Source organism: Curtobacterium sp. B18, assembly GCF_000333375.1.
GTDB lineage: Bacteria > Actinomycetota > Actinomycetes > Actinomycetales > Microbacteriaceae > Curtobacterium.
The window spans coordinates 1-24693 of sequence record NZ_BACZ01000212.1; the positions used below are offsets into that span (position 1 = coordinate 1).

The 24693-nt window shown below is 72.8% G+C and carries 23 protein-coding genes and 3 pseudogenes; 10 read left to right on the forward strand and 16 right to left on the reverse strand.

Annotated features, from left to right (window positions below; all coding sequences use genetic code 11):
• The 8 genes and pseudogenes from I5E_RS24260 to hemE all read right to left on the reverse strand — a co-directional run.
• Positions 1-333 (reverse strand): annotated as a pseudogene (locus tag I5E_RS24260) (hypothetical protein); the annotation flags it as partial.
• A 35-nt stretch (positions 334-368) separates the two neighbouring features.
• Positions 369-818: pseudogene (locus tag I5E_RS05580) on the reverse strand (ferrochelatase); the annotation flags it as partial.
• A gap of 11 nt (positions 819-829) precedes the next feature.
• Positions 830-1555: a hydrogen peroxide-dependent heme synthase gene (hemQ, locus tag I5E_RS05585; protein WP_022906122.1), complete on the reverse strand. Its 726-nt coding sequence runs from the start codon at positions 1553-1555 to the stop codon at positions 830-832.
• Positions 1556-1612: 57 nt separating this feature from the next.
• Positions 1613-1843 (reverse strand): DUF3618 domain-containing protein, encoded by a 231-nt coding sequence (locus I5E_RS05590; RefSeq protein ID WP_022906123.1) that lies wholly within the window; start codon positions 1841-1843, stop codon positions 1613-1615.
• A gap of 44 nt (positions 1844-1887) precedes the next feature.
• Positions 1888-2346, reverse strand: coding sequence for a phage holin family protein (locus I5E_RS05595; protein ID WP_031261654.1), 459 nt, complete (start codon positions 2344-2346; stop codon positions 1888-1890).
• The gene (locus tag I5E_RS05600) at positions 2343-2597 is read right to left on the reverse strand and encodes a hypothetical protein (RefSeq protein WP_031261656.1); all 255 of its coding nucleotides are present in this window, start codon (positions 2595-2597) and stop codon (positions 2343-2345) included. Before I5E_RS05600 ends, I5E_RS05595 begins: the two co-directional genes overlap by 4 nt.
• A gap of 99 nt (positions 2598-2696) precedes the next feature.
• Positions 2697-4010, reverse strand: coding sequence for a protoporphyrinogen/coproporphyrinogen oxidase (locus I5E_RS05605; RefSeq protein WP_022906125.1), 1314 nt, complete (start codon positions 4008-4010; stop codon positions 2697-2699).
• Positions 4007-5131, reverse strand: coding sequence for a uroporphyrinogen decarboxylase (gene hemE, locus I5E_RS05610; RefSeq protein WP_022906126.1), 1125 nt, complete (start codon positions 5129-5131; stop codon positions 4007-4009). The genes I5E_RS05605 and hemE overlap by 4 nt, the downstream gene beginning before the upstream one ends.
• A 90-nt stretch (positions 5132-5221) precedes the next feature.
• Here hemE and I5E_RS05615 point away from each other — a divergent pair, with 90 nt between their 5' ends.
• Together I5E_RS05615 and I5E_RS05620 are read left to right on the forward strand one after the other, a co-directional pair.
• Complete coding sequence (locus tag I5E_RS05615) at positions 5222-6544, forward strand: glutamyl-tRNA reductase (protein ID WP_031261659.1); 1323 nt, start codon at positions 5222-5224, stop codon at positions 6542-6544.
• Positions 6545-6591: 47 nt separating this feature from the next.
• Positions 6592-6972, forward strand: coding sequence for an NUDIX hydrolase (locus I5E_RS05620; protein WP_022906128.1), 381 nt, complete (start codon positions 6592-6594; stop codon positions 6970-6972).
• A gap of 9 nt (positions 6973-6981) precedes the next feature.
• Here I5E_RS05620 and I5E_RS05625 read toward each other — a convergent pair whose 3' ends face one another.
• The gene (locus I5E_RS05625) at positions 6982-7254 is read right to left on the reverse strand and encodes a hypothetical protein (protein WP_022906129.1); all 273 of its coding nucleotides are present in this window, start codon (positions 7252-7254) and stop codon (positions 6982-6984) included.
• Between the two features lie 106 nt (positions 7255-7360).
• Here I5E_RS05625 and I5E_RS05630 point away from each other — a divergent pair, with 106 nt between their 5' ends.
• Together I5E_RS05630 and I5E_RS05635 are read left to right on the forward strand one after the other, a co-directional pair.
• Entirely contained in the window at positions 7361-8047 is a 687-nt protein-coding gene (locus I5E_RS05630; RefSeq protein WP_022906130.1) for a DUF4232 domain-containing protein, read from the forward strand.
• Between the two features lie 19 nt (positions 8048-8066).
• On the forward strand, positions 8067-8483 hold the full coding sequence (locus I5E_RS05635) for a GNAT family N-acetyltransferase (protein ID WP_022906131.1): 417 nt from the start codon (positions 8067-8069) through the stop codon (positions 8481-8483).
• Positions 8484-8593: 110 nt separating this feature from the next.
• Here the strand turns inward: I5E_RS05635 and I5E_RS05645 are convergent, their stop codons facing one another.
• Positions 8594-9550 (reverse strand): serine hydrolase, encoded by a 957-nt coding sequence (locus I5E_RS05645; RefSeq protein ID WP_022906132.1) that lies wholly within the window; start codon positions 9548-9550, stop codon positions 8594-8596.
• On the reverse strand, positions 9550-11514 hold the full coding sequence (locus I5E_RS05650) for a M13 family metallopeptidase (protein ID WP_022906133.1): 1965 nt from the start codon (positions 11512-11514) through the stop codon (positions 9550-9552). The genes I5E_RS05645 and I5E_RS05650 overlap by 1 nt, the downstream gene beginning before the upstream one ends.
• Positions 11515-11599: 85 nt before the next feature.
• Here I5E_RS05650 and I5E_RS05655 point away from each other — a divergent pair, with 85 nt between their 5' ends.
• Positions 11600-12937, forward strand: a complete 1338-nt coding sequence (locus I5E_RS05655; protein ID WP_022906134.1) for a uracil-xanthine permease family protein — start codon at positions 11600-11602, stop codon at positions 12935-12937.
• Between the two features lie 60 nt (positions 12938-12997).
• Here I5E_RS05655 and I5E_RS21260 read toward each other — a convergent pair whose 3' ends face one another.
• Positions 12998-13660, reverse strand: coding sequence for a GAP family protein (locus I5E_RS21260; protein ID WP_187290464.1), 663 nt, complete (start codon positions 13658-13660; stop codon positions 12998-13000).
• Positions 13661-13777: 117 nt separating this feature from the next.
• On the opposite strand from I5E_RS21260, the pseudogene I5E_RS21265 reads away from it, so the two are divergent.
• Both I5E_RS21265 and I5E_RS05670 read left to right on the forward strand, forming a co-directional pair.
• Positions 13778-14997 (forward strand): annotated as a pseudogene (locus tag I5E_RS21265) (MATE family efflux transporter).
• Positions 14994-16220 carry a lipopolysaccharide biosynthesis protein gene (locus I5E_RS05670; RefSeq protein ID WP_022906136.1) on the forward strand — a complete coding sequence of 409 codons (1227 nt, stop codon included), beginning with the start codon at positions 14994-14996 and terminating at the stop codon, positions 16218-16220. The pseudogene I5E_RS21265 and the gene I5E_RS05670 overlap by 4 nt, the downstream one beginning before the upstream one ends.
• Positions 16221-16305: 85 nt before the next feature.
• Here the strand turns inward: I5E_RS05670 and I5E_RS22590 are convergent, their stop codons facing one another.
• Positions 16306-17271: an AraC family transcriptional regulator gene (locus I5E_RS22590; protein WP_022906137.1), complete on the reverse strand. Its 966-nt coding sequence runs from the start codon at positions 17269-17271 to the stop codon at positions 16306-16308.
• 210 nt (positions 17272-17481) lie between these two features.
• Here I5E_RS22590 and I5E_RS05680 point away from each other — a divergent pair, with 210 nt between their 5' ends.
• A complete protein-coding gene (locus tag I5E_RS05680; protein ID WP_022906138.1) occupies positions 17482-18168 on the forward strand; it encodes a hypothetical protein in 687 nt (228 codons plus the stop codon).
• Between the two features lie 129 nt (positions 18169-18297).
• Here I5E_RS05680 and I5E_RS05685 read toward each other — a convergent pair whose 3' ends face one another.
• On the reverse strand, positions 18298-19464 hold the full coding sequence (locus I5E_RS05685; protein ID WP_022906139.1) for a LacI family DNA-binding transcriptional regulator: 1167 nt from the start codon (positions 19462-19464) through the stop codon (positions 18298-18300).
• A 115-nt stretch (positions 19465-19579) separates the two neighbouring features.
• On the opposite strand from I5E_RS05685, the gene I5E_RS05690 reads away from it, so the two are divergent.
• Positions 19580-20905 (forward strand): MFS transporter, encoded by a 1326-nt coding sequence (locus I5E_RS05690; RefSeq protein WP_022906140.1) that lies wholly within the window; start codon positions 19580-19582, stop codon positions 20903-20905.
• A 9-nt stretch (positions 20906-20914) separates the two neighbouring features.
• Positions 20915-21610 carry an endonuclease NucS gene (gene nucS, locus I5E_RS05695; protein WP_022906141.1) on the forward strand — a complete coding sequence of 232 codons (696 nt, stop codon included), beginning with the start codon at positions 20915-20917 and terminating at the stop codon, positions 21608-21610.
• A 45-nt stretch (positions 21611-21655) separates the two neighbouring features.
• Here nucS and I5E_RS05700 read toward each other — a convergent pair whose 3' ends face one another.
• Both I5E_RS05700 and I5E_RS05705 read right to left on the reverse strand, forming a co-directional pair.
• The gene (locus tag I5E_RS05700) at positions 21656-23395 is read right to left on the reverse strand and encodes a glycosyltransferase (RefSeq protein WP_049973447.1); all 1740 of its coding nucleotides are present in this window, start codon (positions 23393-23395) and stop codon (positions 21656-21658) included.
• On the reverse strand, positions 23392-24561 hold the full coding sequence (locus I5E_RS05705) for a hypothetical protein (RefSeq protein WP_049973448.1): 1170 nt from the start codon (positions 24559-24561) through the stop codon (positions 23392-23394). The genes I5E_RS05700 and I5E_RS05705 overlap by 4 nt, the downstream gene beginning before the upstream one ends.
• Positions 24562-24693 lie beyond the last annotated feature (132 nt).

Below are 24693 nucleotides of genomic sequence, written 5' to 3' on the forward strand. Positions count from 1 at the left end.
TTCGTGATGCCGAACACCGCGCCGAGTGCCGACGGGACGACCGAGAGGAACATCCCGCCGAGGGCCCAGCTCGCGATGAGGGCACCCGGCGACGCTGCGGAAGAGTCGGCGCGAGGCACGCGGCACGCTGATCCGGGGCGCCAGGGAGCGGAGGGCGCCCGGTCGTCGGGTGACCCGCTCCGGGACCACGACGAGTGCGATCACCATGAGGACGAGCAACGCGCCGAAGAGCACGTAGACCAGCTGCTCCGGCGCGGGGCCCCACTGCACGAGGGCGCCGCTCGACATGGCGCCGGTGGCGAGTGCGATCGGCGGGATCACGCCGTTCAGCACGCCGGCGAGCGACGGGTGGCGCTCGAGCGAGTTGTGTCCTCGCGGTACTGCCGGCACGAGGAGAAGGACGAGTAGGCGCTCGTGGCGATCGCGATGAGCTTCGTGTAGCCCTTGTCGGACGCCTCGGTGAAGGCCTCTTCGAGGTAGGGCGCCCAGTTGCGGTTGCCCCAGAGGACCGGCATGTCGATGCCGCGCGCGGCCAGCTCGGTCTCGAGCGCCGCCTTGAGGGCACGGTTCTGCGCGTTGATCGGGCTGATGCCGCCGAAGTGCCGGTAGTGGTGGGCGACCTCTTCGAGGCGCTCGTCCGGGATGCCCCGGCCACGGGTGACGTTGCGCAGGAACGGGATGACGTCGTCCTGCCCCTCGGGCCCGCCGAAGCCGGCGAGGAGGATCGCGTCGTACGCGACCGGGACCTCGACGTGCTCGGGGCCGTCGGCGGCGGCAGGGGTCGCGGCGAGGACCGTGCCCCGTCCGTTCGTGATCATGCTCGTGTCGGTCACGACAGCACCTCCGGCAGCTCGGTGGTCGTCACGCGACGACCGGTGAAGAACGGCACCTCTTCCCGCACGTGCATGCGGGCCTCGGTGTAGCGCAGGTCGCGCATGAGGTCGACGAGGTCGACCAGGTCCGGGCTCTCGAGCGGCAGGATCCACTCGTAGTCGCTCAGGGCGAACGTCGCGATCGTGTTCGTCAGCACGCGGCGGTACTTGGCGCCGGCGATGCCGTGGTCGCGGAGCATCGTCGAACGCTCCTCTTCCGGCAGGAGGTACCACTCGTAGGACCGGACGAACGGGTACACCGTGATCCAGGCCTCCGGTTCCTTGCCGCGCAGGAAGGCCGGGGTGTGCCGCTTGTTGAACTCGGCTTCGCGGTGCATCGCCATCACGTGCCAGACCGGCTCGGCGTCCTGGAAGAGCGCTGTCCGACGGACCTCGCGCAGCACGGCCTGGATCGCCTGGGCGTCGTCGCCGTGCAGCCAGACCATGACGTCGGCGTCGGCGCGGAAGCCGGAGACGTCGTAGAAACCACGGATCGTCACGCCGCGCTGTGCGGCGGCGGTCACGACGGCGTCGAGCTCGGCCACGGCGTCGTCACCCGTGCGGTGGACCGGGCCGAGCGGACGGCGGAAGACGGCCCACAGGGCGTAGGCCGTCAGCAGGTTCGGGTCGATGCCGTCGGGGGAGGTCTCGTGTGCGTCGTGCGTGGGCACGGTGGAACTCATGTGTCCATTGTCCTATCGGTCACAAAGGTGACGCCGCTCCCCTTTCGACGGCGAGCGCTACCGCCGTCGGAGCACCGCTACGACGATACCCCCGACCACCGCCACGCCCGCTGCGAGCCCGGCCAGGTAGGGCACCGGCTTCTCGTCGATCCCACGCTTGACCTTCGACGCGGCGATGCCGATCTGCTTCGGGACGTTGAGCTTGTCCTCGATCGCGTCGAGGGTGTCGAACAGCTGCGCGCGGGTCGCCGCGACGCGGTCGGCCAGGTCGTCGTGCTGATCGGTCACGTGGGTCCTCCGGGGGGGTGGGGTGGTGGACGGGGCGGTCGTCGTTAGAAGCGGCCGCCGACGTCCGGCTTGCGGGCGCCGTACTGGGTCGACGGGGTCGGCTTCTTGCCGAGGCCCTTGACCGCGTTGACGTCGTTCTTGACGCTGTCGATGGTGCGCTTCGGCGTGAGCGGGAGGCCCTTCTTCAGGCGCTTCCAGCCGAGCAGGCCGAGGATCCCCGCGACGATCAGCATCACCACGGCGATGACGAGTGCGGCGAGCCACGCCGGCATCACGGTCGCAAGACCCATGACGGCGGCGGTGAGCAGCACGCCGATCGCGTAGAGGACGATGACGAGGGCGCCCACGAGCAGACCCGCGGCGAGGCCGAAGATCTTGGCCTTCGTCAGCATCTCGGCCTTGAGCAGGTTCAGCTCGCCCGTCACCAGCTCCTTGACGAGCTTCGGGACGTCGCCGACCAGGCCGAACAGCGAACGCGGCTTGCGGTCGCGGGTGTCTGTCATGAGGCCCGGCTGTCCTTCTTCTGCCCGACCTTGCGGACGACCTTCTTCGTCTGCTCACCGACGAACTCGGCGACGTCGGGGGTCTTGTCGGCGATGAACTCCTCGGCGACGTGGACGCCCTTCTGCACGCCGTTGCTGTTCCAGATCTTGCCGCTGACGGTCTTGATCTGCTCGTACCGCGCCCGTCCGGCTCGCGATCCCAGGACGTACCCGAGAGCTGCGCCGGCGACGAACAGGAGCTTGCCTCGCATGTGCGATTCCTCCGTTGGGTCAGTGTGCGTGGTCATGCGCCGAGCGGAATACGTCCGACGCTCACCGCAACAGTAGCCCTCTCGCGGTGTGTGGTCCGCTCAGGAATCCAGGATGTGCACAGCGGCCGTGCGCGCCGCCTGGACGATCCCGGCCAGACCCCGGCCGCTCGACGCCTCGCCGATCCCGACGACGCCGTCCGCGAGGCCGGTGGCGGTCGTGTCCGGACCGTGCCAGCGGACGCGTGCGGCGCCGACGACGGCGGACACCGGGATGCGCACGCCGAGCAGCGCGGCGGCGTCCTGGGCCGCGCGGGTACCGACGGGGTCCCGTGGGTCGACCGGGAGGCTCCTGCCGGTCTCGACGGCGTCGGCGGCGGTCGCGTAGCTCAACCGCAGGACGTGCCTGCCCGCGGCCGCCTCGGCCAGCCACGGCCACTTCACGGTCGCGTGCGTGATCGCCTTCGCCCGGACCGACGGCGCATCGGGGTGCACGAGCATGCCCGTCCCGCGCGGCGCGGCGTCGAGTTCGCGCTGGTCGACGACGAGCGTCACGAGCTCGATGCCCGACCGCTCGGCCCCGGTCGCGCGCGCGGGGTCCGCCGTCGACGCGAGCACGTGCTCGGCCACCAGCCGCTCGGTCTCGCCGTCCTCGGTCCGGACCTCCACCGCGTGCTCCTCGATCGCGGTCGCCCGGGTGCGCAGACGGACGTCGACGCGGTAGGTCTCCATGTCGGCCACCAGCTCGTCGACGAGCCGCACGATGCCACCGCGGATGCCCTGCACGGCCGACCCGGCCGTCGCCCGGGCACGGAGCGCGAGCACCGCGCGGGCGAGGGAGCCCTCGCGGAGGAGTGCCGCCCGGAGTCCGGGGGCGACCCGGTCGGGGTCGAGGTCGTCCGGGTGCGTCGAGTGCACACCCGCGACGATCGGCACGACCAGGTCGTCGAGGACCCGGTCGCCCATCCGCTTCCGGACGAGTTCGCCGAGGGACGCGGCCTTCGCGCCGACGGGGGACGGCAGCAGCGAGTCCATCTGCGCCCGGAGCGCTGCCTTCTGCCCGACGACCGCGAGCACGTCGGCGGCCATCGGACTGCCGGGGATGCCGAGCAACCCGGTCTCGGGGATCGGCGAGGTCCGGCCGTCCCGGGTCATCAGCCAGGCACCGCGTGGATCCGGTGCGGTGATCTCGTTGCCGAGGCCGAGCTCGATCGCCAACCGGCCGACGGCGTCGTTCCGGGTCGCGAACGAGTCCGCCGCCATGTCGAGGTCGAGCCCCGCGACGCTGTGCCGACGGACCATCCCGCCGAGCACGTCGGACCCCTCGACGAGGACGACGTGCGCGCCGCCCTTCGCCAGGTCCCGCGCCGCGACGAGGCCGGCGACCCCGCCGCCGACCACGACGACGTCGGTCACGCGTGCGCTCCGGTCGCCGCGGCCGTCCCGTCCCCGAGTTCGTGGACGAGCGACACGATGCGGGTGAGCACGGTCGGGTCGGTCTCCGGCGGCACGCCGTGCCCGAGGTTGACCACGTGCGCCCGGGCCGCGCCACCCTGGGAGACGACGTCGCGCACGTGCGCCTCGAGCACCTCCCACGGAGCGGCGAGCATGGCCGGGTCGATGTTGCCCTGCACCGTGACGCCGGTGCCGACACGGCGGACCGCCTCGTCGAGCGGGAGCCGCCAGTCCACGCCGACCGCGTCGACGCCGACCCGGTCGGTGCCGAAGGTCGTCATGTCGCGGAGCACCTCGCCGCTGCCGACGCCGAAGTGGATGCGCGGGACGCCGAGGTCGGCCACGTGGGCCAGCGCGTCGGCCGAGTGCGGGGCGACCCGCGCAACGTAGTCCGCACGGGACAGCGAGCCGACCCACGAGTCGAAGAGCTGCGCGGCAGACGCCCCCGCGAGCACCTGCGCCCGGAGGAACGCCCCGGACACCCCGGCCGCCCAGTCGAGCAGGCGTGCCCAGGTCTCCGGCTCGGCGTGCATGAGGGTTCGGGCGCGGATGTGGTCCTTCGACGGACCGCCCTCGACCAGGTAGGCCGCGAGCGTGAACGGTGCGCCGGCGAACCCGATGAGCGGGGTGTCGCCGAGCTGCTCCACCGTGCGGGCCACCGCCTCGGTGATCGGGGCGAGCGCGGCCTCGTCGAGCGTGCCGAGCGCGTCGACGTCGGCCGCGGTCCGGATCGGCGACGCGAGCACCGGCCCGCGCCCCGGCACGATCTCGACGTCGACGCCCGCGAGCTTGATCGGCACGACGATGTCGCTGAAGAAGATGCCGGCGTCGACCCCGTGCCGACGGACCGGCTGCAGCGTGATCTCCGACGCCATCGCCGGGTCGAGGCAGGCGTCGAGCATGGCCGTGCCGACGCGCAGGTCGCGGTACTCCGGCAGGGAGCGCCCGGCCTGGCGCATGAACCACACCGGCAGGGTCTCCGGCCGGTCACCCCGGAGCGCCCGGACGAGCGGCGAACCCGACGTCCGCCCGGAGACGAGCGGGTGTGCGGCGGGGAGAGCGGTGGTGGATGCGTCGGTCACCGCACGATTCTCCCATCGGCGAACAGGGTGTATCCCGAGCACGCACGACGGGATCGGGCGGGCACCGGAACGCGAGTTACCATGGAAGACGTGCTCATCTGTCTCACGGCGTCGCATCGCAACGCCAGCTTCGATCTCCTGGAGCGACTGAGCATCGGCGCACCGACCGCGGCGAGCCGTCTCGTGACGGACTCCGGCGTGTTGGACGGAGCCGTCGTCCTCGCCACGTGCAACCGCTTCGAGGCCTACCTCGACATCGCCGGCGACGACCGCGACTCCGCCGTCTCGGCCACCGTCGACGCCGTCGCGACCGCGAGCGACCTCGACCCCGCCGAGGTCCTCGACTCCGTCAACGTGCTCGGCGGCAAGGACGTCGTGCAGCACCTCTTCGCCGTCTCGAGCGGCCTCGAGTCCGTCGTCGTCGGCGAGACCGAGATCTCCGGGCAGGTCCGCCGCTCGCTCGAGGACGCCCGCGCGAACGGCACCACCACCTCGGACCTCGAACGGCTCTTCCAAGAGGCGGCGCACACCTCCCGGGGCGTCAAGACCCGCACCCGCATCGGTGCGGCCGGTCGGTCGCTCGTGCGCCTCGGCCTCGAGCTCGCCTCGTCCCGCGTCACCGACTGGGGCCGGACCCGCGTGCTCCTGATCGGCACCGGCAGCTACGCCGCCACGACCATCGCCGCCCTGCGCGACCGCGGCGCCGACACCATCCAGGTCTTCTCCCCCTCGGGTCGGGCAGCGTGGTTCGCCGCCAAGCACGACCTCGTCGCCGCCCACGACCTGCGCGAGGCCATCGGCGCCAGCGACGTCGTGATCACCTGCACCTCGAGCGAGGTCCCGGTCGTCGAGCCCGCCGACCTCGACGACGGCGTCCGGCGCATCGTCATCGACCTCGGGCTCCCCCGCAACGTGGACCCGGACGCGGCCGACGTCGACGGCGTCGAGCTGCTCGACCTCGAGACCATCAGCATCCACGCCCCGATCGCCGAGCTGAACGCCGAGTCCGAGGCACGGGCGATGGTCGACGACGCGGTGTCCCGGTTCCGTGCCCAGGCGCTCGAGCAGTCGACGACCCCGGCGCTCGTGGCGTTCCGCAAGCACGTCTTCGACATCCTCGACGACGAGATCGACCGCGCGAAGCGCCGCGCGGACGGTGACGACGCCTCGGCCGAGCAGACCGAACGCGCGCTGCGGCACCTCGTGGGCGTCCTGCTCCACCGTCCGTCGGTCCGCGCCCGCGAGCTCGGTCGCGCCGGCCGCGGCGAGGAGTTCGTCGGGGCGCTGGACGCCCTCTTCGGCGTCCGCCCGGAGCCCGAGGCCGACGTGCCGGCACCGGTGGTACCGCTCGCGGAGCGCACCGCGCCCGAGCTGACCGTCCGCGACCGCACCGACGAGGCGGACGCGAGCTGAGCCTCCAGGGCCGTCCCCCGACCCTGCGCGTCAGCGCGCTGCTGCTGGTGCGCGACCGCCGGGTGCTGATGGTCCGCGCGCGCAAGCGCGACGTGCTCTACCTGCCCGGCGGCAAGGCGGAGCCGCACGAGACCGACGTCGAGGCCGCCGTGCGCGAAGCCCTCGAGGAGACCGGACTCCGCCTGACCGCGGCCGACGTGGAGCCGTTCGGCACCGTCACGGAGCCGGCGCACGGCCAGGCCCCGGGGACGATGGTCGCGATGGCGCTGTTCCTGGCACGTCCGGGAGGCGCGCTGGACACCGCCGCGCCGGTCGCGTCGGCCGAGGTGGACGAGATCGAGTGGGTCACCTCCGCGGACGCGGACCGGTGCCCGCCGGCGGGCGTCGAGACGCTCCGCCGCCTCGTGGCGGCGGGCCTGGTCGACTAGGTCCCGGGCCTACGCCTGGTCGCGGTCCGTGTAGTGGCCGACCTCGCCGTCCGGCGTCGGCTCCGCCTCGCCGGGGATGTCCGACTCGACGTACTCGCCCTCGCCGCCACCCTCGGGACGGGTCTCGCCGGGGATGTCGCTCGAGACGAACTCACCGGCGGGCTCGTTCGAGGGCACCGGGGTCTCGCCGGGGATCTCGCTGTCGGTGAAGGCACCGGCGCGGGGCTCGACGCCGTCCGCCCGACCCTCGTCGCCGCGTGCCTGTTCGTGCTTGCCTGCCATGTCGACCTCCGTTGCTCGTGCGCTCGCGCGCGTGCTCCGGAGTGTGCTCGTGACGGCTGGGCGCCACCCGAGTCGTGTACCCCGCACCCGGTGGTTGTGTTGGCGCATGCACCGTCGCGCTGGTTCCCCACTGCTCGTCGCCGCCGGCATCGTCGCCGTCGGCCTGCTCGCCGGCTGCTCGTCCGGCGGCACCTCGGACCCGACGGCCACGACCACCGAGACCGTCACGGCGACACCGACGGCGACGCCCTCGTCCGTCCCGTCCGGCTCGTCGTCGACGGCCTCGGCGGGCGGCGCGTCGACCGGGTCGTCCGGTGGCTCCTCGAACGCGGGGTCCTCCGGTACCGGGTCGTCGGCATGCGCGACGTCCTCGCTCGCCGGGAGCATCGAGGCCGGCAGCGGTGGCGCGGCCGGGAGCACGTACGTCCACCTCGTCCTGCGGAACACCGGGTCGTCGACCTGCACGCTGCAGGGCTGGCCGGGGGTGTCGTTCGTCGGCGACACGGACGGCACGCAGATCGGGAACGCGGCGACGCTCGACCGGGCGGCGCCCCACCCGACCGTCACGCTGGCGTCGGGCGAGGAGGCCGTGGCACCGCTGAAGGTCGCGAACTCGGAGAACTACCCGGAGTCGACGTGCGACCCCACCTCGCCGGACGGTTTCCGCGTCTACCCGCCCGGCTCGAAGGCGTCGCTGTTCGTCCCGTACACCGAGTTCGCCGCGTGCCGGTCGAACGACGTGACGGAGCTCGACGTCCAGGCCTTCGTCCCCGCGGGGCAGGCGACCGACTGACGTCTGCCAGCATGGACGGGTGCTGCTGATCACGGAGGGACGACCGGACGGGGACGAGCTCCTCGCGCTGTACCGCGCGGTCGGGTGGACGGCGTACGCCGACGCCCCGGAGACCCTCGTCGCCGCGGTGTGCGGATCCCACCTCGTGCTGACGGCCCGGAGCGCGGACGGCTCGCTCGTCGGCCTGGTCCGCACCGTGTCGGACGGCGCGACCGTCGTGTACGTGCAGGACCTGCTCGTGCTGCCGGACCGCCACCGGATGGGGATCGGCGGTGCGCTGCTCGACGCCGTGCTCGAGCGGTACCCGGACGTCCGACAGACCGTCCTCACGACCGACGCCGAGCCGGGTCAACGGGCGTTCTACGAGTCGCGCGGGTTCGTCGAGGTGCACGACGTCCGGCCGGCCCCGCTGCGGTCGTTCGTCCGGCTGCGCTGACCCGGCCCGCTCAGGACTCGGGGTCGTCCGTGGACGCCCGGACCTCCTGCGTGCACCGGCAGGCCTCGGCGAAGGAGATCAGGGAGTCGGTCACGAGCGTGAAGGTGAGCTCAGCGGGCCGCGGCCTCGTGCACCGTCTCGAGCACCTCGGTGCCCATCGTCCGCAGGGCGTCGATGACCGCCAGCCGCCGCTGCAGCGAGGCGTCGTCGAACGTCACCGTGACCGCGTAGCTCACCGACGAGCCGGGCCCGCGCAGGATCCCGGCCTCGGCGCGGACGCCCGTGCCCGAGCCGGTCGCCGAGACGACCTGCAGGCCGTGGTCCAGTGCCCGGTGGGCGAGCGGGTCGAGCCCGAAGGACCCCGCGACGAGACTCAGGTCGGACGCGAGCGACAGCCAGCCGAGCACCCGGTTCGACACCGCCTCGTCGACGACCTCGCCGAGCGCCAGTCCCCGCATGAGCCAGGCGAGCTCACCCGTCGGGGCGACCGAGGCGTCGGGCGCGTCGTCCGGCCCCCGGCGGTCCCGGACGCGGTCGATGAGGGCGGTGCGTTCGATCCCGAGGGCCTCGGCACGCTCACGGACCGCATCGATGCCGACGGTCGACAGCAGCGCGTTCATCGCCCAGGCGTCCGCGCTCGCACCGACGAGGGTCGCCAGGTCGGACACCTGCATGGTCGGCTGCTGCAGGAACTGCCAGAGTCCCGCGCCGGTGGCGGTGTCCCGCGCCATCCGCTGCAGTCGGTCACCGTGCAACCCGCCGTCCTCGAGCCGTGCCGCGACCTCGACGAGCAGCAGCACGCGCCCGAGGCTCGCCACGGGCTGGACGAGCGTGTCGTCCACTGCCAACAGGGCCTTGCCGGTCGACGTGTCGATCACCGAGGCGCTGACGGACGCACCGTCCCGTGCGAGCGCTCCGAGGGCCTGCAGCGTCGACGCGAACCGCTCGTCGGCACCACCACGGTGCCGCCCGCGGGCCCGACCGTCCGTCCCGCCGGCGTGCTGGCGTCGGCGGGACCGGCGAGCCGACCCCGGCTCCGACGACGGAGCCGCGTCCGGCTCGGCCATCACCAGATCGCGACGCGCTCGGTCGGGTCGAGGTACATCGCGTCCCGCTCGGTCACGCCGAAGGTGTCGTAGAAGACGTCGATGTTGCGGACCACCTGGTTGCAGCGGAACTCGGTCGGCGAGTGCGGGTCGATCGTCAGCAGTCGGGCGGCTTCCTCCGGTCGGATCGCCATCCGCCAGGCCTGCGCCCAGCTGAGGAAGAACCGCTCGGCGCCGGTCAGGCCGTCGACGACGGGCGGCTCCTCGCCGTCGAGGGAGAGCAGGTAGGCCTTCCACGCGATCGAGAGCCCGCCGAGGTCGCCGATGTTCTCGCCGATCGTCAGGGCGCCGTTGACGTGGCCGTCCGGGACCTCGGTGGGGACGAGCGCGTCGTACTGCGCGATGAGGGCCTTCGTGCGCTCCTCGAACGCCGTGCGGTCGGCCTCGGTCCACCAGTTCTCGAGTCGCCCGTCGCCGTCGTACTGCGAGCCCTGGTCGTCGAAGCCGTGCCCGATCTCGTGGCCGATGACGGCACCGATCGCTCCGTAGTTCGCGCTCGCGTCGCGTGCGGCGTCGAAGAACGGGAACTGCAGGATCGCCGCGGGGAACACGATCTCGTTGAAGCCCGGGTTGTAGTACGCGTTGATGGTCTGCGGCGTCATGAACCACTCGTCGCGGTCGATCGGCTTGCCGATCTTGCCGAGCTCGCGGTCGACCTGGAACGAGGCGACGGCACGGACGTTGCCGACGAGGTCGTCGGCGGAGACCGGCAGCGCCGAGTAGTCGCGCCACTTCACGGGGTAGCCGATCTTCGGCGTGAACTTGTCGAGCTTGTCGAGGGCTCGGGCACGGGTCTCGTCGGTCATCCAGTCGAGGCCGGTGATGCTCTGCCGGTACGCCTCGACGAGGTTCGCCACGAGGTCGTCCATCGTCGCCTTCGAGGTCTCGTCGAAGTGCTCCTGCACGTAGATGCGCCCGACGGCCTCGCCCATCGCGCCCTCGACGAGGGAGACGCCGCGCTTCCAGCGCTCGCGCTGCTTCGGCGCGCCGGTGAGCGCGGTGCCGTAGAACGAGAAGTTCGTCGCCGAGAACGCGCTCGTCAGGTAGGCCGCGGAGCCGCGGATCACCTGCCACCGCAGCCAGTCCTTCCAGACCTCGAGCGGCTGCTCGTGCAGCAGCTCGGCCAGCCCGGTCACGAACGACGGCTCGCGGACGACCACGGTCTCGAAGGCGCCGGCGGGGGCGTCGATCGCCTCCCACCAGAGGCGGAGGTCGATGCCGTCGGCGAGCGCCTGGACCTCGGCCCACGGCAGCTTGTTGTAGGTCTTCTGGCTGTCGCGCGTGGTGACGTTGTCCCAGTGCTTCGACGCCAGCGCGGTCTCGAGGGCGAGGACGTGCTCGGTGCGGTCGCCGCCGTCCTCGAACCCGGCGAGCGGGAACATGGCGGCGACGAACTCGCGGTACTTCGTGCGGATGTCGGCGAAGCGGTCCTCGCGGTAGTAGGACTCGTCGGGCAGCCCGAGACCGGACTGCTCGAGGAACACCACGTAGGACTCCGGGTCGCCCGGGTCGTTGTCGACGAAGAGCTGCAGGAAGCTCGGCAGACCCAGCCGCTCGAACCGGCCGACCAGGCGCACGACGTCGTCGACCGAGTCGACGGCCGCGACCTCGGCGAGCAGGGGCTCGATCGGCGCGGTGCCGAGCGCCTCGAGCCGCGCCTCGTCGGTGAACGAGGAGTACAGGTCGCCGACCTTGCGCTCCTCGGTGCCGGGCGCCGCCTGCTGGGAGCGCTCGATGATGTCCCGAACCGCGATCTCGGCCGCCTCGGCCAGCACCGTGAACGAGCCGTACCGCGCCTTGTCGTCGGGGATCGGCGTCGATGCGATCCACGAGCCGTTCACGTGGCGGTACAGGTCGTCCTGCGGGCGGACCGTGGTGTCCAGCTCGTCGGTGTGGATCCCGGAGGTGCTTGCGACGTCGGTCATGCGGTCCACGATAGCCACCACCGCCCTGATGGAGCAGGACGGACGGGAGCGTCACGAGCGGTCGACAGCCACTAGCGTCGTCCACATGGGACTTCCGTGGAAGCTGCACGGTGACGGCGCGACCGTCTCCGCGACGACGATCGTGGCACCAGACGAGCGCCTCACCTGGGGTCGCACGATCGGGCTCGGCGTGCAGCACGTCGTGGCGATGTTCGGTGCGACGTTCCTCGTGCCGCTCCTCACCGGGTTCCCGCCCTCGACGACGCTGCTCTTCAGCGGCATCGGCACGATCCTGTTCCTCGTCATCACCGGGAACCGGCTGCCGAGCTACCTCGGGTCGTCCTTCGCCTTCATCGCGCCGATCGCCGCCGCGACGAAGATCGGCGGCATCCCGCTCGCGCTCTCCGGGATCATCGTCGTGGGTGCGCTGCTCGCGGTCGTCGGGGCCGTGGTGCACCTCGCCGGTGCCGGGTGGATCGACCGGCTGATGCCGCCGGTGGTGTCCGGCGCGATCGTCGCCCTGATCGGCTTCAACCTCGCGCCGGCCGCCCGCGACAACTTCACGAAGGCCCCCGTCGTCGCGGTGATCACCCTCGCCGCGATCATCCTCGTGACCGTCCTGTTCAAGGGGCTCATCGGCCGTCTGTCGATCGTGATCGGCGTCGTCGTCGGCTACGTCGCCGCGCTCATCGGCGGCGAGGTCTCGTTCGACGCCGTCCACGAGGCCGCCTGGATCGGTCTGCCGGAGTTCACCGCGCCGGCGTTCGACGGGTCGCAGCTCGCGATCTACCTCGCGTTCGTCCCGGTCGTCCTCGCGCTCGTCGCCGAGAACGTCGGACACGTCAAGGGCGTCGGGCAGCTCACCGGCCGCGACCTCACCCCGCTCACCGGACGCGCGCTCTTCGCCGACGGCGTCTCGACCGTCCTCGCCGGGCTCGGCGGCGGCTCGGCCACGACCACCTACGGCGAGAACATCGGCGTCATGGCGGCCACCCGGGTGTTCTCGACCGCGGCGTACTGGGTCGCGGCGATCGTCGCGGTCCTGCTCGGCCTCTCCCCCAAGATCGGTGCGGTCATCTCGTCGGTCCCGCCGGGGGTGCTCGGCGGCGCGACCACCGCGCTGTACGGCCTGATCGGCGTCATCGGCATCCGCATCTGGGTCGAGAACCGCGTCGACTTCGCGAAGCCGAAGAACCAGCTGACCGCGGGCATCGCCCTCATCATCGGGATCGCGGACTTCACGTTCGCGTTCGGCCAGGCGAGCTTCGGCGGCATCATCCTCGGCACCGTCGCGGCGATCGTCGTCTACCACGTGATGGACCTGGTGGGCCGTGCCCGCGGGACCGACGAGGCGACGCCGGCGGCGTCGGACGAAGCGCACGCGGCGACCGGCGGCGTCCCCGCCGAGCCGCGCGGCGACTGACCCGACCGTCTCGACCCGTCGGCCGACGGGACGGGGCGAGCCGCGCCTCCCGGACCGCGCTCAGCGCAGGCCGGTCAGTCCGATGACGAGCTGGACCGCCCCGAGGACGACCAGCACCACGACGAGGGACCGCGCACCCCACTCCGCGATCCACGAGCGCATCGCCTCGAGGGGGCGCTCGGCACGCCGCCCGAGAGCCACGGCCAGGACGATCGGCAGCAGCACGACGGCGCCCGAGGCGAGCACGAACAGCGCGCCGACGACGAGCGTCTCGACCGCCCGCGGGTCCTCGTCGCCGAAGGTCAGGCCCGCTGCCAGCGCCAGGACGACCGACTTCGGGCTGAGGAACAGGAGTGCGCCGAGCCCGAAGGCCCGGCCGGGACCGAGTGCCTCCATGGCGTCCGCCCAGCGCGTGCTCGCCGGCGATCCGTCCGGCAGGCGGCGACGCGCCCACTGCCACGCCGCGATCGCGAACAGCACCACCGCAGCGGCGAGCGCGACCAACGCCTGCACCGGCGGCCCGTCGCCCGTCCCGGTCGGGAGCTGCTCGCCGACGGCCACCGCCACGACGAGGGCGACGGCCACGGCGGCCATCCACCCCAGCGCGCACGCGAGCGCCGATCCGTAGCCGCGTCGGTGCCCGAGCAGGAACACGACCGAGGCGATCGGCAGGGGGCTGAGCGCGATGCCGATCGCTGCCGGCACCAGTGCGGCGATGTCCACGATCGGAGCGTAGTCCGGCCGGGAGGCGCGGGTCGGCACGTCCCGCGGCCCGCCTCGTGCGGGTGGCCGAGACCACCGCGCGCCACGGCGGGCCCGCATCGCCGCCACAATGGGTCGGTGCACCGACCGACGCCACCCGCGCCCACCGAACGACGCGCGGTCGACCGCGACATCGTGCGGCTGGCGGTGCCCGCCCTCGGTGCGCTCGTCGTCGAGCCGCTCTTCCTGCTCACCGACACCGCCCTCGTCGGGCACCTCGGCGCGACGGCGCTGGCGGCCGTCGGGCTCGCCGGTGCCGTGCTGCAGACCGTGACGGGACTGCTCGTCTTCCTGGCCTACTCGACCACCCCGGCGGTCGCGCGGGCGCTCGGCGGCGGTGACCGGCGCGGCGCCGTGCACGCGGGCATCGACGGGATGTGGCTCGCGCTCGGCCTGGGGGTGGTGCTGGCGCTCGTCGGCTGGCCGCTGGCGGGTCCGCTCGTGTCGCTGTTCGGTGCGGCGCCCGAGGTCGCGGCGGCGGCGACCGCCTACCTGACGGTGTCGCTCATCGGCCTGCCCGGCATCCTCGTCGTGACCGCGTCGACCGGCCTGCTGCGCGGCCTGCAGGACACCAGGACCCCGCTCGTCGTCGCGACCGTCGGCTTCGTGGCGAACGGGCTGCTGAACGCCGTGCTCATCTACGGCGCGGGCTGGGGCGTCGAGGGGTCGGCCGCGCGCTGCGGTCCGGCGCCTGGCTGTTCCTGCGGACCGCGTCGCTGCGCGTGGCGATGCTCGCGACCGTCGCCACCGCCGCCGGCCTCGGGACGACCGGACTCGCGACGACCCAGGTCGGCCTGACGGTGTTCTCGACCCTGGCGTTCGCGCTCGACGCCCTCGCGATCGCCGGGCAGGCGCTCGTGGGGCACGGCCTCGGCGGGCGCGACCCGGCACGCGTCCGACTCGTCACCCGGCGCCTCGTGCTGCTCGGGATCCTGGGCGGGGTGCTCCTCGGCGTGCTGACCGCCGCCGTGAACGGGGTGCTCGGTCCCGTGTTCTCCGACTCGGCCGCCGTCCGGGACGCGCTGCCGCTCGTGCTGGTGCTCGTCGCCGTCGGGATGCCGGTCGCGGGGTACGTGTTCGTGCTCGACGGCGTGCTCATCGGTGCCGGGGACGCGCGGTACCTGGCGATCGCCGGGGGTGTGAACCTCGTCGTGTACCTGCCGCTGCTCTGGTGGGCGGGCGGGACGCTCGGCGGGCTGTGGGCGGCGTTCGCGCTCGGGTACATCGGCGTCCGGGCGGTGACGCTCGGGCTGCGGGCGCACCGCCGGGGCTGGATCGACCAGGCGATGGCACGGTGAGCGTGCGTCCGGCTGCCGCTCCGGCCGCGGCCTCGTCCGTCGCGTCGTCCGCGGTGCTCGCCACCGTGGGCATCGGCGTGCAGGGCGTGGCGAAGCTCGTCGTCACCGTGGTCGTCGGCCGGGTGTTCGGCACCGAGACCCTCGGACAGACGACCGCACTCCTGTCGCTGTCGGTGTTCGTCGCCCTGCTCTGGCCGAACGCCGCCGGCAACACCGCGTCGCGGGCCCTCGCGATCGCCCTGCGCGGACGGCGCTCGGACGCCGCGGTGAACCGGCTGCTCGGCTGGTCGATGCTGGTCTCCACCGTCGTCCTCGCCGTGGCCACCGTGCCGATCGCGCTGGCCTGGGGCAACGGTCCCGGCACGGTGCTCGGCGGGGTCGCGGTCGTCGTCGGCTACGGCCTGTACTGCTACGCCCGCGGCGCCCAGCTCGGGTACGGCCGAGCTGGGCGGGTCGCGCTCTGGGACTCCGTGACGAGCGTCCTCGCGCTCGGGTTGCTCGTGCTCTCCTGCGTCGCCCGGCTCGAACCGTTCGTGCTGCTGCCGCTCGCGATCGGGTACACGGTGTTCGCGATCGCGTGCTGGCCGCGGGGCAACGGCCGGACGGGGCAGCAGGAGCCCACCGCCGGGGTCCTCGGGTTCGCGGCCTGGAACGTGCTCGCCGTCGTGACCTCGAACGGGTTGCTCCAGCTCACGATGATCTCGGCGCAGGTGACGTCGTCGGCGCGTGACGCCGGGGTCTACGCGGCCGCGTTCACCCTGGCGACGCCCGCCTCGATGCTCGGGCAGGCGCTCGGGCAGGTCCTCGTGCCGGCGTTCGCGCACCGGAGTGCCCACGGGTCGCTCCGGTCGCGCGGAGCGGCACTGCTCGTGGTCGGGTTCGCCGCCGGCACCGCGGTCGTCTTCGGGCTCGTGGCGGTGCTGGCCGGGTGGTTCCTGCCGATCGTCTACCCGGCCGAGGGTGCCGCCGCCGTGGCGGACCTCCGGTACCTGATGGTCGGCGTCTGGGTGTTCACCGTCGGGCTCGTCCCGGCGGCGTTGCTCCTCGCGGCGGGCCGGTCCAGGCAGGTCGCCTCGGCGTCGGTCGCCGGGTTCGTCGTCGGGGCGGTGCTCATGGCGGTGCTCGGGCCCGTCACGGGCGTGGCTGGTGGGACCACCGGGTTCCTCGTGGGGAGCGTGGTGAACCTCGTCGCGGTGGTCGGCCTCGGCCTCCGGCGCGGGTGAGCCGCTGGCGCTCGTCGCCGCGGTCGCTCGTCGCCGCGGTCCCCCGTCGCCGCGGTCGCCCGTCGTCGCGGGCGCTCGTCGCGACTCAGGATCGATCTCGGAGGGTCGCGCTCGGGAGCTCGCCGAACTCGCGTTCGTAGTACCCCGAGAACCGACCGAGGTGCCCGAAGCTCCACGCGGAGGCGATCGTCGCGACCGTCGCCGTCCCCGGTTCCGCGTGCTGCAGCGCCTCCCTGACGTGGCGGAGGCGTTCCTGCCGCAGGGCGACCATGGGGGTGGGGAGGTCGGCCCGCACGAACGCCTGCTGCAGCCCGCGTGCGCTCAGACCGGCTGCCGCGGCGATGTCCGCGGTGGTGACCGGGTCCGCGGCCCGGTCGACGATGAACTGCAGGGCACGGCCGACGGCCCCCGGGTACTGCCGGACGAGGTCGCCGACCGGCTCCACGAAGGTGTCCAGCAGGAGGTTGCCGAGTGATTCGGTGAGCAGGGCGCGACGGACCGGGTCGGTGTCGGATCGCAGCAGCTCCGGTGCTGCGACGGCGAGTCGCCGTTGGAGGGTGGCGAGGGCGACCGGGTCGGGGCGTCGGAGGAACTCCAGGCGTCGCGGCTCCTCACCCCGTCGTGCGGCGTCGAGGCCCTCGAGGAAGTCGGCGGCGAAGTCGACCGCGTGCAGCACGGCACCCGCGGGAGCGTCGAGCGTGAACGCCCGTCCGGTGGGGTACATCACCGCGGTCCCCGGACGGAGGACCTGCTCCTGGTCGGTCCCGGCGTCGATCACCGCGGTGCCGTGCTGCGCCCAGGTGAGGAGGTAGTGCCCCTCGGGTTCGATGCGTCCCCAGCGATTCGCGGACAGGGTCGAGCTCCGCAGCGTCATGGCGACGTCCCCGACGCTGCGCACCCGGTAGGAGAACGAGTCGGCTGCCGGGGTGAGCGCCACCCGGTGCGCGTTGTGCAGCCGCTCGTAGAACGAGGTCGCCTCGTCGAGATCGTCGCCGATGGCCTCCCGCCGCGACGCCGCACCGGCGGCGGCCGCACCCGTCTCCTCGTCCATCTCCACGGCAGCATAGGTCGTCCGCGCCACCGCAGCCATCCGAGGCCGCCATGCAGCCGCCGGAGAACGCGGTGCGCAGGGAACCGGAATGGGAGCGCTGAGGCGATCAGGGCCGATGCGTCCGGCGTCTGACGCCACCGAGGCGAAAAAACACGTCGCATTTCACATGTGACATCATGTTGGTTCATCTCCCTGACGGAAGGAACAACAATGCCCCTCATCCTCCCCATCGTCGCCGCCACCGCCGCGCTGCTGGCCCCGCTCGCGCAGTCGACCGCCGACGTCGGACACGACACCCCGACCACGCAGTCCACGGTGGTGTCCGTCGGAGCGGCCTCGGTCAGCCCGGCACTGGCGTCCGGCTCGACAGTCCACACGAACCGCCCCCTCGTCTCCGGGAAGGCTTCCGGGGCGACCCAGATCGCACTCGTGCGCGGCAACGAGCTGATGGGCACCGGGGTGGTCCAGTCGGGCGGGTACTGGCAGCTCAACCTGCACGGCACCCTGACGACCGGGGTGAACCACATGGAGCTCCTCGCCGTGACGCCGGCAGGGAAGGTCACCTCGCCCTACGTGCTCACCCTCGCGCCGGCGTCGACCGGGGCCGTCCGGACCGCCACGGTCTCCACCGCGGCCTCGCTCGGCTGGGCCAACCTGCTGACGAAGAGCGTCACGGGCGCTCGCCCGACCGTCGACGGCGTGGCGACGCCCGGCGCACGACTGGAGCTCCGCGACTCGCTCGGCAACGTCTACGGCGCGGCCGTCGCGGACGAGGAGTGGGACTTCCGGATGCAGCTCACCCGCGACCTGAAGGTCGGCGCGAACCAGCTCGTCCTGACGCAGGCACTCGGCACCCAGAGCGGCTACACCCCGGTGCAGATCGTCCGGGCCGGCTGACCCCGTTCGTCGGAGCGCAGGGACGTCCGTGGCCCTGCGCTCCGCCAGGGCGGAGCGGTCGACCGGGTCCGCAGGAGCGAGCTGCAGCCTGAGCCCCTCCGATACCGTCCCCAGTCGACCGCCGGACCCCTACGCCCGCGGCGTGGCCGTCGTGTCCCCGATCCGGAGTTCCGAGCGGAAGGCCGCGGGCTGCGGCTCCGCCCCCTCGAGCATGGCCAGTGCGGCCCGGGCGGCCGCCTGGCCCTTCTGCACGAAGGGCTGCACGAGCGTGGTGAGCTGCCGGATGCGCGTGCGGTGGAACAGGCTGTCGTCCACGGTGATGCCGTCGAAGCCGACGACGCTGACGTCCTCGGGGACGCGGAGGCCGGCGTCCAGGGCGGCCGAGATCACGCCGACCGCCAGGACGTCACTCTGCGCGACGACCGCGGTGGGCCGGGGCCCGTCCGGGGCGAAGAGCGCGGTGCCGGCGATCCGCCCCTCTTCCACCGAGCTGCCGGCGGCCTCGATCGCGACGGCGTCCGGGTAGACCCCACGGACCCCGCGCAGGCGTTCGAGCGAGGTGAAGGCGATCCCGGCGGCCTCGCGCTCGGCGTCGATCGGGCCGCGGCGGTGCGCACCGTCGAGGGGCAGCGACACGATCGTGACGGCCTCGTGCCCGAGGTCACGCAGGAACGCAGCGGCGCGACGCGAGGCCTCGCGGTTGTCGAGCTGGATCGGCACCGCACCCTCGATGTCGTCGGCCTCGATCGCGACCACGGGGATCTGCCGACGCCGGAGCACCGCGACCGCGGGGTCGATCCGGACGTTGCAGCCGACGAGGACGACGGCGTCCATCGGGGCGTCGACGAGCGGGACGGCACCCTGTTCGTCGTCGAGCGGGCTCCGCACGAGCAGGAGCGAGGCGCCCGCCGCCCCGGCCACCTCGGCGATGCCGTCGAGCGTCAGGACGTTCACCGGGTCCCGGAAGGCGTCGCTCAGTCGTTCGTCCATGACGACGCCGATGACACCGGACCGGCCACGGCGCAGGGAACGTGCACGGGGGTCGGGTCCGCCGTAGCCGAGCTCCGCCGCGGCGGCGAGCACGCGGGCCTTGGCGTCCTCGGAGACCGGACCGCTGCCGCTGAACGCGAGCGACGCCGTCGACGGCGCCACCCCGGCCACGCGGGCCACCTCGGTGAGGGTGGGACGGCGCGGCCGGACGCGGGCCGGGTCCGTCACGGCGCGCGGAGCATCGGCGGCGTCCTCGCGGAGGTGCTCGGTCCGCGACGCGCCGGGTCCTGTTGCCGGTTCGTCCATCGCCCGTTAGCGTAGCCGGAACGAGCGGTCGAATCGATTCGACCGAGCCGCGACACGCACGACGCCGAGCCGCGACACGCACGACCGCACAGCAGCGAAGCACGATGGGACCACCATGACGACGACGTCCGCCCGCACCACACCCACCACACGGGCCTGGATCACCGCGGTGTTCGTCGTGTTCACCCTGTCCGGGCTCGACATCGCGACCTGGCTCGGCCGGATCCCGAGCGTCCGCGACTCCCTCGGGGCCAGCACGTTCGAGATGGGGTTGCTCGTGCTCGGCATGGCCGTCGGCTCGATCGGCGGCCTGACCTTCGCGGGGCACATCGTGGCGAAGCTCGGTGCCCGCCGGGGCGTGCAGGTCGCCGCCGTCTGCCTGACCGCCGGCATGGTGTTCGCCGGGATCGCGGTCTCCCTCGGGTGGGGCTTCGCCGCGATCTGGATCGCCCTCATCGCCTTCGGGTTCGGCAACGGCCTGTGCGACGTGTCGATGAACGTCTCCGGCGCCGCGGCGGAGAAGGCCGGCGGCCGCACGATCATGCCGCTGTTCCACGCCGCGTTCAGTCTCGGCACGCTCGCCGGTGCCGGCCTCGGAGCCCTCGCCGAGGCGCTCGACGTCCCCGTCGCGTGGCACTTCACCGTCCTCGTCGTCGTGACGAGCGCCGCGATGCTCGTCGCGGTGACGCGGTTCCAGGACGAGCACCGGTTCGAGGAGCACGTGGCCACCGACACCAGCCCGGTGCCGACCCCGGTGAGCCGCTGGCAGGTCTGGACCCAGCCGTCGACCCTGCTCATCGGCGTGATCGTGCTCGGGATGGCGCTGGCCGAGGGCTCGGCGAACGACTGGCTGCCGCTGGCCATGATCGACGGGCACGGACTGGACAACGCCGCGGGCGCCGCCGTCCTGACGGTCTTCCTCGCCGCGATGACGGTCGGGCGGGTGGCCGGCAGCCCGCTCATCGACCGGTTCGGGCGGGTGCCGGTCCTCCGGATCAGCGCTGCCGTCGCGGTCGTCGGCCTCGGCATGCTCATCTTCGTCCAGAGCGTCCCGCTCGCGATCGTCGGCGTCGTGCTCTGGGGCCTCGGCGCGAGCCTCGGCTTCCCGATGGGCATGTCTGCCGCGGCCGACGACCCCCGGACCGCCGCCGCCCGCGTCAGCGCCGTGGCGACGATCGGCTACGTGGCCTTCCTCGCGGGACCGCCGCTCATCGGGTTGCTCGGCGAGCACGTCGGGCTGCTCGGTGCGCTCCTGGTGGTCTTCGTGTTCATCATCGCGGCGGGACTCGCGTCGGGGGCCGCCCGCGAGCGCGGCGCCGCCGCCCGGCCGACGCGTGGCGGTGGTGACGGGGACGGCGGGGCCGAGCCGCGCCTCCAGGCTCAGCGCGCCGACGCGGCCAGGAGCGCCGACAGCGCCACGGGCGGTCGCGACGCCGGTTAGGATTCCCGGGTGCGTCTCGTCATCGCCCGCTGCTCCGTCGACTACGCGGGCCGGCTCTCCGCCCACCTGCCGCTCGCGACCCGTCTCCTGATGCTGAAGGCGGACGGCTCCCTGCTCGTGCACTCCGACGGCGGCAGCTACAAGCCGCTCAACTGGATGAGCCCGCCGTGCTCGATCGAGATCACCGAGCCGGACGACGAGCAGGCGAGCGCCGGCATCACGCAGGTGTGGACGGTCACGCAGAAGAAGACGCAGGACAAGCTCATCGTCAGCCTGTACGAGGTCGTCGCCGACGAGTCCCACGACCTCGGCGTCGACCCGGGCCTCGTGAAGGACGGCGTCGAGGCGCACCTGCAGCAGCTCCTGGCCGAGCAGATCGAGCTCCTCGGCGACGGCCACACCCTGGTGCGCCGCGAGTACATGACCGCGATCGGTCCGGTCGACATCCTCGCGCGGGACGAGGCCGGGGCGAGCGTCGCGGTCGAGATGAAGCGCAACGCCAACATCGACGCGGTCGAGCAGCTCACCCGGTACCTCGAGCTGATGAACCGCGACCCGCACCTGCGGCCGGTGCAGGGCGTGCTGGCGGCGCAGACGGTGGCACCGCAGGCGCGCACCCTCGCCGAGGACCGCGGGATCCGCGTCCTCGTGCTCGACTACGACGCGATGCGCGGCATCGAGGGCGGGCACACCCGCCTGTTCTAGGGGATGTCGACGTCGGGACGCGCGCGTCTCGACGACCGTGACGGTTCAGTGCGCCGTCTTGGTCAGCCCGTGCTCGGTCTTCTCCCAGTAGTGCGGACGGGTGATGAGCTGCCAGAGGCCCTTGTACGCGGCGACGGAGTGCAGGACCCAGTAGAGCGGGTTGAGCAGCGCCCAGCCCATCAGGTCGAACCGGGCCCGCTTGTACGGCCCCATCATCGTGAGGTAGATCATCGTCGCGTTGCCGAGGAGGAAGTCGAGCACGCACAGCCAGAGCACCGGCGTCGGGAAGATCGGCGCCGTCCACGACGTGGGGAGCACGAGCGTGGCGACGGTGACGACGATCCCGGGCAGCATGCCGAGGAACGTCAGCGGCGTCCCGGCGATGAGGAGTGCGAACGCGGCGGCGCGGCGCAGCCCGATCTCGCGGACGAGCGCCCGGGGCCTGCGGGCGTGCACGAGCGCGGTCTGCATGTAGCCCTTGATCCAGCGGGAGCGCTGTCGGACGAAGTTCGGGATCGAGGTGTTCGCCTCCTCCATCGTCGTGGAGTTCACCACGGACACGCGGTACCCCACCGCTGAGGCGCGGATGCCGAGGTCCGCGTCCTCGGTGACGTTGTACGGGTCCCAGCCGCCGAGTTCGCGCAGCAGGTCGGTGCGGAAGTGGTTCGACGTGCCGCCGAGCGGGATCGGCAGGCTCCGGGCATCGAGGCCGGCGAGCATGTAGTCGAACCAGTACGAGTACTCGAGCGTGAACATGCGGGTGAGGGCGTTCTCGTCCGCGTTGAAGTAGCTCAGCGCGGCCTGGACGCACACGGTGTCGTCGCCGGCGCGGTCGAAGGTCAGGAACACCTTCTTGAGCTGGTCGGGGTCGGGGCGGTCCTCGGCGTCGTAGATGACGACGTACTCGCCCTGCGCGATCGACAGGCCCACGTTGCAGGCGCGGGGCTTCGTCTGCGGCGAGCCCGGCGGGACGATGACGATGCGCATCCAGTCGGGCGGTGCGGCGTCGAGGACCGCCTGCCGTGTCTCGTGGTCCTCGGCCTCGACGAGCACGAGGACCTCGAGCCGGTCCTTCGGCCAGTCGAGCACCTCGAGGTTGCGGACGAGGTCGGCGACGATGTTCGCCTCGTGGAACACCGGCACGAGCACCGTGTAGGTCGGCAGGGCAGCGTCGTCGAGCGCGGCCACGTCCTGCACGGACACCTGCTCGACCAGGTCGAACCGTGCACCGACCATCGACACCCAGAACTTGAAGACGATGCCGGCGAGGAACCCCAGCGAGAGCACCGCGGTCACGATCGCGGCGGTCGTCCCCGGCGCGAGGACCAGGCACGTCGCGAGCGCGAGCACGGCGATCGCGCCGCCGATCCGCTGGCCGCGGGACAAGACGGTGCGGGCGGACAGCGCCGGGTTCGTCCGGGCGAGGCCGTGGGCTGCGAGGTCCGCCACCTCCTCCTCGAGCTCGTAGGCGATGCGCTGCCGGACGTCGGACTCCGACGCGGTCCGGAGCACGACGGGCTCGCCGAACTCCTCGGTCAGCGCGGTCCGGAGGACGTCCGGGTCGGACCTGCCGCTCGTCAGGACGAGCACACCCTCCCGGATGCGGGCGGACGCGACCCAGCCCTCGTCGACGTGCCGCTGGACCGAGCACCGGTGCGGCGGACGCCAGTCGGTCGGCGCACCGCGGTGCCGACCCTGCTGACCGACCGCGGCACGCGCCGGGAGCGCGAGGTCCGGTCGCGGGGCCTGGGTGCCGGGGTCCGGCTTCGGATCGACGGCGGTCATCCGTGGACCGCCTGCACGAGCGCCTGCATCCAGACCACGACGACCTCGCGCTGGGAGGCGGCGACCCACGCGAGGGGGACCTGCAGGATCGCGAGGACGAGGACCAGCCAGCTGGCCAGCCGGCCCTCGACCCGCGGGAGGATGGCGATGGCGACGCTGAGGGTCGTGACGAACACGTTGCCCGCACTGGCGACGGGGACGAGTCCGATCGCGTACTCGCCGATGACGCCGGCGAAGAGCGCCACGACCAGGACGATCGCGCCCGGGCGGCCGGCCAGCAGCGCCAGCGCCGCACCGGCCACGAGCATGGCGATCAGCAGCACGCCGTCGGCGGTGGCGAACAGGTGCTGCAGCCCGGTGAGTCGCTCCCCGGTGATGCTGATGGCCCCCCTGAGCGCCGCGAACGGGTCGTGGAGCACCACGAGGTCGAGGAATCCCATCGAGAGCGCGACGGCGATGCTCGGGAACACGACCACCATGACGTTCGCACGGCGGATCCCCCGCTGGCCCTGGCGCGCCAGGTCGAGCAGCGGTGCGGCGAGCGCCGCGATGACGACGTAGACGAACCCCATCGGGTCCACGAGCGTGCACAGCATCAGGGCGAGGCCGGCCCGGAAGCCCGCCTGGGTGTCACCCCAGGCGAAGAACCGCACCATCCGGACGACCGCGAGGGCGAAGAGTGCGATGCCGAGGAACGCCTGCAGGTCGTTCAGCGCGACGAACGCGTAGAGCGGGTTCGCGCCGAGGGCGATGGTGAACGCGACGACGTGCCGCATCGGCAGTCCGCGCTGCCGCATCTCCTGCGCGAGGAACTGCAGGAGCATGCCGGCGACGACGCCCCCGACGACCGCCGCGCCGTCGACCCCGAACGGCATGAAGCGCAGCAGCACACCGGAGACCAGCGGGTACAGCTGTCCGATCGCCTGGACGACGCCGCCGTCCACCGCAGCTCTTGCGCGGTCCAACGTCGCCTCGTTGCCCGTCAGGCCGAGCAGCGTCGTGGTCGGGACCCGCACGGCGATCACCGCGAGCACGACGTACGGGAGCGCCAGGGCCGCACGCAGCAGCCAGCGCGCGGCGCCGGGCGACAGTCGGGACGGCGGCGCTGGGCGTGCCGGGACGGGTTCGGGTGCCGTTCTGCGCAGGCGGGCGAGCGCGACGGTCATGCGGCTCCTTCGGGTGCAGTCCGCGGGGTGGACTGTACAGACCATTCCAGTCCCCCAAAGCGTGGACCGACAGCCCACGAACGGGGTACGCGCTCGCCGCCGCCGTGGCGACGCGGCGCGGTGAGCGCCGGG